A 7,522-nucleotide genomic window follows, 5' to 3' on the forward strand; every position below is an offset into this window, starting at 1 on the left:
TGGGAAAAGCGTAACGCAGGATGGCGCGGCTTCACTAGGACTCCGTTTTCTCGAAAAAAGCCTTCGCAAACCAGTCCAGGCTTTCGCTTCTGCATCCAAATCGGTATTTATCAGCCTTGCGCCAGGTATAACCAGGCGTTCAAAATATACTGCCAGCTGCTGACATAGAAGGCCTTCACTACGGGATGATCAGAACGAGGCGAAGATCAAGCGCTTCTGACGAAAGAAGCGATTAGCTGAGCCCGTGCCTCCGGAGAGTGAGTGTATGCAGATGTAGCCAGATGCAACGTTTATACATCACAATGACTTTTCCAGCAGAAAAAAGCCGCTGTTTCCGGAGAACCGGAAACAGCGGCTGCTTTGCGTCCCTTAAATTCTGACAGATTTTCTCGACAGCTTCCATTCCCGCTTCCATTCAGCCTGGGCAAAGGTCAGCAGACCGAGAGCAAATACAGCGGCGAAGGAAAACACAATAAATCCTGAACCGTATGTGCCAGTTACATCGCGAAGAATGCCGAGCACGTTGGGCAGGAAAAAGCCTCCTACCCCTCCGGCAGCACCGACGATGCCGGTAACCATGCCAATCTCCTTCTGAAAACGCTGTGGAACGAGCTGGAACACAGCACCGTTCCCCATCCCGAGACAGCCCATACCGAGAAACAGCAGTGGCAGGGCAACTGCCAAAGGCGGCAGCAGGGCGGTTCCCATCATACAGACAGCGACGCCGATAAACAAATACTGCAGTAAGCGGACGCCGCCGATTTTATCTGCGATCAGTCCTCCTACTGGTCTTAAAAAGCTGCCGGAAGCGATGACTACCGATACAAGATAACCGGCTACAATGCCGGACACGGCATATTCAGAAGCGAAAAAGTAGCTTAAAAAGCTTGCCAGCCCGACAAAGCCTCCGAACGTTACGCTGTACAAAATACAGAAATACCAGGCGTCCTTTTCTTTCAGTACGGAAAAGTAATCCTTTACCGGCTTTGGAGCAGGCTGATTCGGCGGTTCTTTAGCGAGAAAGATATAGGTCAGGAGCACAAGCGTCAGCGGGATCAGGGCAAGCCCGAATACACCGTTCCAGCCGAACACTTCCGCAAGTCCTGGACCAAATAGTGTAGCAAGCAGTGTACCGCTGTTCCCTGCTCCGGCGATGCCCATCGCCACTCCTTGAAGATGCGGCGGATACCAGCGGCTTGCCATTGGCAGTGCAGCACTGAAGCTAGCTCCAGCGACCCCGAGCAAAATACCAATCATGTAAAGCTCTGCTACCGTCACACCGAACTGCCAGCCCCAGAAAAGCGGGATCATCGTAATGATCATGCCCCCGATCGAGGTTTTCTTCGGTCCAAACCGATCGGTCAGAATACCGATAACCACTCTGAAAATCGAACCGGCGAGAATCGGGACTGCCACTATAAATCCAATCTGGCCTGCCGATAAGTTGAAGTCAGCGGTAATATACACCCCGAGCGCCCCTAAAAGCACCCAAATCATAAAGCTGATATCAAAGTATAAAAATGCAGAAAGCAGCGACGGAGCATGACCACCTTTTCGTAGATCCGACAGTTTCACGTTTCAACACTCCTTCATCAATTTGTCCTCTGCATTGTGGCAGTCCAAGCTGTGAATATCATCACATGTGTCAGGTAATATCACATGTTTTTTGAATTATCTGATATCTAAATTTCCGGATAAACCCTTGTCCCCCAACGTGTTTCACTGGCTTCAAACATGCATATATTATCTATCTTTTATCCTCTTGCTTCCTTCTTTCCGTTTATTACCTACAAAAATAATGCAGGTCAGCTACAGGCAGATATCTATGCGGAAATGATGGATGAAAACGCCTTCCATGTGAAAAAACGACTGTATATGCCTGTATATGATGCGATGGAATATTCTGAAATTATGCTGTCAGAAAGTCTTACAACAAAGTAGTATTAAAAATACATCTATTTTATCATGAAGCCTATCAGTCACCCGGAGCCGGGTGCCGTATTTTATTGACAAAGGAGTCGTTCCCATGAACGGAAAAGTCTATTTAGTCGGTGCCGGTCCAGGAGACCCCGACCTCATTACAGTAAAAGGAAAGCGCGCTTTGGAGCAGGCCGACTGTATTGTTTATGACAGGCTGGTCAGCCGCGAGCTGGTAAACGAAGCTCCCGAACACGCGGAACGGATCTTCTGCGGTAAATGGTCCGGTCTGCATGCAATGAAGCAGGAGGAAATTCAACTTCTGTTAGTGGAAAAGGCACGCGAAGGAAAAACGGTCGTCCGCTTGAAAGGCGGGGACCCCTCGATGTTCGGCAGAGTCGGCGAAGAAGCAGAAACCTGTGCCGCAGCCGGTGTCCCATTCGAAATTGTACCAGGCATCACCGCTGGTACAGGCGCAGCTGCTTACGCAGGCATTCCGCTGACTCACCGGGAATACAGCTCATCTGTTACGTTTGTCACTGGTCACTGCTGCTCAGATAACAGCGACGTACAATGGCACGCACTCGCACACGCAGCCGATACGATCGTTGTATACATGGGAGTGAAGCAGCTGCCGGTCTTTTCCGAGAAGCTGATCAACGCAGGCCGCTGCGCCGATACCCCGGTCGCCTTTATTGAACAAGGAACCACCAAGAATCAGCGTACGATCCGTTCCACACTCGGAAGTGGAAGCAAGGACGCCGCAGCCGCAAACTTACAGGCTCCTGCACTCGTCGTCATCGGCGAAGTCGCTGCGCTTCACGATTCGCTGTCCTGGTTTGAAAAACCCGCTGCACCGTTTGAAAAAGTCGTATAACTAATTACTGCTGGGAGGAATTATGTAATGGAAAAGCTCGTCTTAATCGGAAACGGCATGGCCGGTATCCGCACACTGGAAGAAATCATCAAACGTGATCCGGACAGATTTGAGGTCACGATTTTCGGAAAAGAACCATACCCGAACTATAACCGGATTTTACTCTCCTCTGTCCTGCAGGGAGACAGCAGCGTGGAAGATATCATTCTGAATGACTATGACTGGTATGAAAAAAATGGCTGTAACCTTCACTGTGGAGAAGAAGCAGTTCAGGTCGATACCGAACAGAAGGTCGTTTATGGAAGCTTCGGAACTGAAGCGGCTTACGATAAGCTTATTTTCGCCACAGGCTCTGATCCATTCATGCTGCCAATTGACGGGGCGGATAAAGAAGGTGTGATTGCCTTTCGTGACATCAAAGATTGCGAAGCGATGATTGAGACTTCTAAAACCCATAAACGCGCGGCGGTGATCGGCGGCGGACTGCTCGGACTGGAAGCAGCACGCGGGCTGCTCAACCTGAACATGGAAGTCGACGTCATTCACCTGCCGGAATTTCTCATGGAGCGCCAGCTGGACGAGCCTGCAGCTGCGATGCTGCGGGAAGAACTGGAAGGCCAGGGCATGCGCTTCCATATGAATAAGCAGACTGTCAAAATCCGAGGAGAAGATCGCGTTTCCGGACTGCTGTTCAAAGACGGCACTTCCCTTGATACCGATCTCGTTGTCATGGCTGTCGGCATCCGGCCGAACGTCGCCCTTGCCGCTGCTTCAGGTCTGGAAACGGATCGGGCCATTTTAGTCGATGATCAGATGTGCACGAACGTGCCCGACGTATACGCTGTTGGTGAATGTGTCGAGCACCGCGGAACGGTTTACGGACTGGTCGCTCCCTTGTATGAGCAAGGTTCCGTACTCGCTGATCATTTGGCTGAAACAGCAGAAAGCGCCTATGAAGGCTCGCTTATGTACACGCAGCTTAAAGTATCAGGCGTAGACGTTTTTTCTGCTGGAGAATTTACAGACGGTGCTGATACGAAGGCGATCCGCGTGCATGATGAGTTTGAAGGAGTCTATAAGAAGGTCGTCGTCCGCGGCGGCAGCGTGATCGGTGCTGTCTTGTTTGGAGATACGTCCGATTCACCACGGCTGCTCGATATGATTAAAAAGCAAACTGATATTTCCGAGATGGATAAAGCAGCGATCCTTCCTTCAGAAAAGCGGGAAGCATCAGCTGAAAGTGCTGTCGTCAGTATGGCAGAGGATGAAACGATCTGCGGCTGTAACGGCGTATGCAAAGGAGACATTGTCGCAAGTATTCAGGAAAAGGAGCTCTCTTCTCTGCAGGAAGTTACCCAGCACACAAACGCCGGGCGCTCTTGTGGCGGGTGTAAGCCACTCGTTTCCGAACTGCTGGAGCTGACGCTTGGCGATGCTTTCCGTGAAGCCGATCAGAAGGAACCGATGTGCGGCTGTACCACGCTCTCTCACGAAGAAGTAACCGCAGAGATCAGAGATAAAAAGCTGACGCTCGTGCGGGAAGTCATGAATGTTCTCGGCTGGTCCGAACCGGAGGGCTGCTCCTCCTGCAGGCCGGCGATTAACTATTACATTAACATGGTGAATCCGGAAGAAGCCGAGGATGATGCGAATTCCCGCTTTATCAATGAACGAGTGCACGCCAATATTCAAAATGACGGCACGTATTCCGTTGTGCCGCGCATGTACGGCGGCGTGACCAATCCAGAGGAGCTTCGCAAAATAGCGGATGTCGCTGACAAATACAACGTACGGATGGTCAAAGTAACAGGCGGACAGCGGCTCGATCTCCTTGGTGTTAAAAAAGCCGACCTGCCGTCGATTTGGGAAGAGCTCGGCATGCCTTCCGGGCACGCTTACGGAAAAGCAGTACGCACGGTCAAAACATGTGTCGGCCAGGACTTCTGTCGATTTGGCACTCAGGACTCGATTCAATTGGGTATTGACCTTGAAAAGAAGTTTCAGGGTGTGCCTACTCCGCATAAAGTGAAGATGGGTGTCTCTGCCTGCCCGCGTAACTGTGCAGAATCAGGTATTAAAGATATCGGCATCGTCGGTCTTCAGGGTGCCTGGGAAATGTATGTCGGCGGTAATGGCGGTGTCGATCTGCGTCAGGGTGACCTCCTCTGTACCGTGACGACTGATGAAGACGTGATTCATATGACAGCAGCCTACATGCAGCTTTACCGGGAAACCGCTAAATATTTGGAACGCACATCACACTGGCTCGAACGAGTCGGACTTGATTGGGTGCAGGAGCAGCTCGTTGACAATGATGCCAACTGCGCAGCGCTCGCAGAACGAATGGAGCGAACGATTGCCCAAATGGAAGAGCCATGGGAGCAGATTGTGAACAGCGGTACGATCAAGCAGGAATATTTCGACGTCAAGCACGTCACAACGTGAGCATAGAAGGAGGATGTATCATGCAGGAAACGGTTCGAACGAAGATCATTGACGCAGGCAGTTTGGAAGAGTTCCCGATCAAAATCAGTAAAGAAGTGATCGTCGAGGGAATCCCCCTCGCTGTCTTTCGACTCGGGGATGACGAATTTTATACGATTAAAAATGAATGTCCACATCAGAAAGGACCCCTCTCGCAGGGGATCATCAGCGGGGAGTACGTTTATTGTCCACTCCATAACTGGAAAATCAGCGTGACAGACGGCAAGGTACAGGACCCGGACGAAGGCTGCGTGGAAACATTTCCTACGCACTTGAAAGACGGCCGTGTCCTGATCGAGCTGCAAGAGGAGGCTACCTGATGCAGGAGCTGCTGAAAAAAACAGCCCGCGGCAAACGCAGAGCCCAGGACCTTAGCTTTGACGAGTCGGTGCTTGCCGCAGAGCGGATTGTCTCCGGTGAATCTACACCCGCACAAACCGCTGCCTTATTCACGTCCCAGCGGCTGAAGGAAGAAAGTGCAGATGAAACAGCCGGATTTGCTTCAGTGTTAAAGCGTCACACGATAGAAGTTCCCGTATCCGAGGACGTTCGCAGCCGGATGATTGATTCTGCGGGACCATATAACGGCCGCCGGCAGTTTGCCGCTACCATCCCGGTATCCATTATTCTGAGTGCGGCAGGCATTCCTGTATACCTGCACAGTGCACCGACTCTTCCGCCAAAGTACAACCCTTCGCTGGAAAACCTGCTTCAGGAGCTCGGCATTGAAACGTTCCTGCCTCCTGAAGCGCTCGGCAAGGGGCTCGATACGCTGAATATTGGCTTTGGCCGCACCGAGGATCTTTGCCCGCCACTCGCAAAGCTGCGTCCGCTCCGGGAAGAACTTGGATTCCGTACCTATTTAAATACGATTGAAAAGCTGCTCAGCCCGCCTCAGGCTGCATCCACGCTGACCGGTATTTTTCACCGAACAGTGGTGAAAACGAACTCCGGACTGATGCGGAACCTTGCTTTTCAGCACAGTTACATGGTGCAGGGGGTGGAAGGATCAGAAGACATTCCAGTCCACCGCAAAAGCTTTTTGTTTCACGTTACCGAAGAGCGGACGACTTCCTTTGATGTTAACCCTGCCGATTACGGACTCGGCTCAGACCGGGTGCGCAAGCTGGAGGACTTAACTCCGAAATGCCAGGCAGCGCTTATTCAGCGCGTGCTGCTCGGCAAAAAAGCATCTCCAGAAGATCAGAATGCCTGGAACATCGTCATGTTAAATGCTGGCGTCCGTCTGTTTCTATTTGGTCACACCGCCAGCATTTCGGAAGGTATTTCACTCGCCGAGGAAACGGCCGCTTCCGGAAAAGCATGGCACCACTACTTACAATGGAGGGAATTTACTCATGAAACACATTCTGTTTATCGGACACGGCAGCAGCGACCAGGACAGTATCAGCGCGTGTGAGAGCGTGACAGAACGTGTGCAGCAGACGCTCCCGCATATGACTATTTCCCTTTGTTATCTGGAGCTCAGCTCCCCATCGATCGAGGAAGGCATCACCGCTCTCCATGAAAAAGGCGCTCTGGACGTTACTGTCATCCCGCTTATTCTCGCGCCGGCTGGCCACTACCAGCGGGATATCCCCGAAAAGCTGGAGAAAATGGCCGCACGCTATCCTTCTATGACGCTACATTTCGGTGAGCACCTCGGCAGTCATCCGCTTATTGTGCATGCACTGAACGACAGCCGCCGCAGCTGGGAACGCGAGCACGGAGCTGAAGCCGAAAAAGACGTGCTGATCGTCGTCAGCCAGGGAAGCAGCGATCCCGGGGCTGCAGCGATGACCACCTCCCTCTGCCACGACCTCGCTCAGACCGCTGCCTGCGAGAGCGTCGAACCCGCTTATATGGTGATGGCAGAGCCCGACTTAAAAACGGTGCTTGCCAAGGTGAAAGAGACGTATGAAGGCCGCTGTCTCGTGGTGCCGTTTTTCCTGTTTGACGGGACGATGTACAAAAAAATTCAGCACCAGGCTGAGGAAGCAGGCATCCCCGCCGCCTCCTGCTTCGGAACAGGCGAGCTATTTCACGATATACTCGTCGACCGGATTTTAAGCTCTACGACGCTCCCTGTCGTCCGCTATGCAAGAAAAATATCATAATTAAACGAAGGGGCTGTCTAAAAAGCTCTTCTTGAAACAAAAAGCGGTGCCGGATATGTCCGGTACCGCTTTTTTTTGGAATGAAATGAGAAAAAGACAAAAAAATAGCAGAAATCCGAGCGGCCTT

General features: G+C 51.7%; 6 protein-coding genes. 5 read left to right on the forward strand and 1 reads right to left on the reverse strand.

Annotated features, from left to right (window positions below):
- Positions 1 to 369: 369 nt before the first annotated feature.
- On the reverse strand, positions 370 to 1,575 hold the full coding sequence (locus tag ACSZLD_RS07785; protein ID WP_444684826.1) for a nitrate/nitrite transporter: 1,206 nt from the start codon (positions 1,573 to 1,575) through the stop codon (positions 370 to 372).
- A gap of 451 nt (positions 1,576 to 2,026) precedes the next feature.
- On the opposite strand from ACSZLD_RS07785, the gene cobA reads away from it, so the two are divergent.
- Genes cobA through ACSZLD_RS07810 form a run of 5 tightly spaced genes read left to right on the forward strand, consistent with a single transcriptional unit; the run spans position 2,027 to position 7,395 of the window.
- A complete protein-coding gene (gene cobA, locus ACSZLD_RS07790; RefSeq protein ID WP_377908597.1) occupies positions 2,027 to 2,794 on the forward strand; it encodes a uroporphyrinogen-III C-methyltransferase in 768 nt (255 codons plus the stop codon).
- A 27-nt stretch (positions 2,795 to 2,821) separates the two neighbouring features.
- Positions 2,822 to 5,239, forward strand: a complete 2,418-nt coding sequence (gene nirB, locus ACSZLD_RS07795) for a nitrite reductase large subunit NirB (RefSeq protein WP_444684827.1) — start codon at positions 2,822 to 2,824, stop codon at positions 5,237 to 5,239.
- 20 nt (positions 5,240 to 5,259) lie between these two features.
- Positions 5,260 to 5,598 (forward strand): nitrite reductase small subunit NirD, encoded by a 339-nt coding sequence (gene nirD, locus ACSZLD_RS07800; protein ID WP_377908595.1) that lies wholly within the window; start codon positions 5,260 to 5,262, stop codon positions 5,596 to 5,598.
- On the forward strand, positions 5,598 to 6,698 hold the full coding sequence (locus tag ACSZLD_RS07805; protein ID WP_377908594.1) for an anthranilate phosphoribosyltransferase: 1,101 nt from the start codon (positions 5,598 to 5,600) through the stop codon (positions 6,696 to 6,698). Before nirD ends, ACSZLD_RS07805 begins: the two co-directional genes overlap by 1 nt.
- A complete protein-coding gene (locus tag ACSZLD_RS07810) occupies positions 6,637 to 7,395 on the forward strand; it encodes a sirohydrochlorin chelatase (RefSeq protein WP_377908593.1) in 759 nt (252 codons plus the stop codon). The genes ACSZLD_RS07805 and ACSZLD_RS07810 overlap by 62 nt, the downstream gene beginning before the upstream one ends.
- Positions 7,396 to 7,522: the final 127 nt, after the last annotated feature.

Source organism: Alkalicoccus luteus (assembly GCF_052061695.1).
Classification (GTDB): Bacteria; Bacillota; Bacilli; order Bacillales; family Salisediminibacteriaceae; genus Alkalicoccus; species Alkalicoccus luteus.

Bases quoted from the DNA above. Each gene is read 5' to 3' on its own strand.
- ACSZLD_RS07810 (WP_377908593.1), top strand. From the start codon at position 6,637: ATGAAACACATTCTGTTTATCGGACACGGCAGCAGCGACCAGGACAGT.
- nirB (WP_444684827.1), top strand. From the start codon at position 2,822: ATGGAAAAGCTCGTCTTAATCGGAAACGGCATGGCCGGTATCCGCACA.
- cobA (WP_377908597.1), top strand. From the start codon at position 2,027: ATGAACGGAAAAGTCTATTTAGTCGGTGCCGGTCCAGGAGACCCCGAC.
- nirD (WP_377908595.1), top strand. From the start codon at position 5,260: ATGCAGGAAACGGTTCGAACGAAGATCATTGACGCAGGCAGTTTGGAA.
- ACSZLD_RS07805 (WP_377908594.1), top strand. From the start codon at position 5,598: ATGCAGGAGCTGCTGAAAAAAACAGCCCGCGGCAAACGCAGAGCCCAG.